We start from the raw sequence: 2,592 nt of genomic DNA, 5'->3' as shown, positions 1-2,592 counted from the left end.
GGGCACAAGGTTCTTGCGGTGGTGCGTGGCAGTGCGGTGAACCAGGACGGTGCGTCGAACGGTCTGACGGCGCCGAACGGTCCCTCTCAACAGCGTGTCATCCGCCAGGCTCTCGCCAACGCCCGGCTGACTGGCGCGGATGTCGATGTGGTGGAGGCGCACGGCACAGGCACGCGCCTCGGCGATCCGATCGAGGCGCAGGCGTTGCTGGCGACCTACGGCCAGGACCGTGGTGAGAGCGGCGAGCCGTTGTGGCTCGGCTCCGTCAAGTCGAACATCGGTCACACCCAGGCTGCGGCGGGTGTTGCGGGCCTGATCAAGATGGTGATGGCGATGCGGCACGGTGTGCTGCCGGCGACGTTGCATGTGGATGAGCCGTCGCCGCAGGTGGACTGGTCGGCGGGCGCGGTGGAGCTGCTGACGGAGGCGCGTTCCTGGCCGGAGGCAGGTCGTCCGCGCCGCGCGGGCGTCTCGTCCTTCGGGATCAGCGGCACCAACGCGCATGTGATTCTGGAGCAGGCTCCGGGGTCCGTCGAGCGGGAGCCGGTGGCCGAGCCGTCGGTGACACGTCCCGGGCTGGTGCCCTGGGTGGTGTCGGCGAAGTCGGAGCCCGCGCTACGGGCACAGGTGGACCGGCTGCGCGCGTTTGTGGCGGAGCGTCCGGAGCTGGATCCGGTGGATGTGGGCTGGTCGCTGGCCACCACCCGGGCCGCGCTGGAGCATCGCGTGGTGCTGGCCCCCGGCGGGGACGTGCTCGCCGCGGGTGCGACGGCGGAGGGCCGGACCGCGTTCCTGTTCACCGGCCAGGGCTCGCAGCGTGCGGGGATGGGTCTGGGACTCTATGAGGCGTTCCCGGTGTTCGCGGAAGCCTTCGACGCGGTCTGCGCACGGCTCGACGTCCGGTTGGAAAGTCCGTTGCGTGACGTCCTGACCGATGGCGTCGATCTGAACCGGACGATGTGGGCGCAGGCGGGCCTGTTCGCTCTCGAAGTCGCCCTGTTCCGACTGGTGGAGTCGTGGGGTGTGACCCCGGACGTGCTGCTGGGTCACTCGCTGGGTGAGATCACCGCCGCGCACGTGTCAGGGATCCTCGATGTGGACGACGCCTGCGTTCTGGTCGCGGAGCGCGGCCGGCTGATGCAGGCGCTGCCGGCCGGTGGTGCCATGCTCGCAGTCGAGGCGACCGAAGCCGACGTCGCCGATTCCGGCCTGGACGTCGCGGCCGTAAACGGCCCGAACTCCGTGGTCCTGTCCGGTGCCACCGACGCCATCGAGCGGTACGTGGCCGAGTGTGCCGCCCGTGGCCTGCGGTTCAACGTGCTGTCGGTGTCGCACGCGTTCCACTCGGCCCTGATGGAGCCGATGCTGGAGGAGTTCGGAGCCGTCCTGTCCGGTCTGACGTTCCACCCGGCGCGGATTCCGGTGGTGTCGAACGTGACTGGTGCGGTCGCCGAGCCCGGTGTCATGCAGCGGCCGGAGTACTGGCTGAGCCAGGTGCGGCAGCCGGTGCGTTTCGCCGATGCCGTGGTGGCCCTCGAAGCGATGGGTGTGACGCGGTACGTGGAACTCGGCCCCGACGGCGTTCTGTCGGCCATGGCCCAGGACACCACCGCCGACGCCCAGTTCATCCCCGTCCTGCGCAAGGAACGCGATGAGACCGACACTGCGCTCACCGCGATCAGCCGTTTGTGGACGTCCGGAGTCGATGTCGACTGGACGGCGCTGTTCGCCGGTTGGGGCGGCAGGGTGGTCGATCTGCCGACCTACGCCTTCCAGCGTGAGCGGTTCTGGCCGGAGCTTTCGCTGACGGCTGCTGCGGGTGGTGGTGGTGGTGAGCTGGTGGATGCCGCGTTCTGGGATGCGGTGGAGCGGGAGGACTTGGAGGAACTCGCGGGCCTGGAGTCGGCGCTGCCGGCCTTGTCCGCGTGGCGCCGGCGCCATCAGGAACAGTCGACGCTCGACTCGTGGCGTTACCGGGTCACGTGGAAGCCGCTGGACGGCCTGCCGTCGTCGGCGGTCCTGACCGGGGTGTGGGCGGTCGTCGGCACTGAAGTCCCCGAAGTGTCGGCCGCGTTGAAGGCTGCGGGTGCGACCGTGGTCGGTCTTCCCGTCGAGGAAGTGTCGGAGCTGGCTGACCTGGCCGGTGTGATCGTGTCCGCGTCCGGGGTGGCGGAGACGCTCGCTGTGGCGCAGGCGTTGGGCGAGGTCACAGCGCCGCTGTGGGTGTTGACGCGGGGTGCGGTGTCGGTGGGTGGTTCGGATCGGCTCGGTGATCCGGGTCTGGCGGCGGTGTGGGGTCTGGGTCGGGTTGCGGCGTTGGAGTTCCCGGATCGTTGGGGTGGTCTGATCGACTTGCCGGCACAGGTGGATGTGCGGGCGGGTGCCCGGCTTGCCGGTGTTCTTGCTGGTGGTGGTGGTGAGGATCAGGTTGCGGTGCGTGGGTCGGGGGTGTTCGGTCGGCGCCTGGTTCGTGCGGTGCCGGTCGGGGCGGTTGAGTCGTCGTGGAATCCGTGTCCGTCGGGGACGGTGCTTGTCACGGGTGGTACGGGTGCGTTGGGTGTGGAGGTGGCGCGTTGGCTGGCGGGTCGGGGT

General features: G+C 69.8%; 1 protein-coding gene. It reads left to right on the top strand.

From position 1 onward, the window contains the following. Positions 1–18: 18 nt before the first annotated feature. Positions 19–2,592: type I polyketide synthase (locus ABZS61_RS34700; RefSeq protein ID WP_356430475.1), on the top strand; the 2,574-nt coding region annotated here is incomplete at its 3' end.

Origin of the sequence: Streptomyces sp. NPDC005566 (assembly GCF_040605575.1) — a bacterium.
GTDB lineage: Bacteria > Actinomycetota > Actinomycetes > Streptomycetales > Streptomycetaceae > Streptomyces.
The sequence above is the reverse complement of the archived record's forward strand: the minus strand, read 5'-3'. Positions and strand labels throughout refer to the sequence as shown.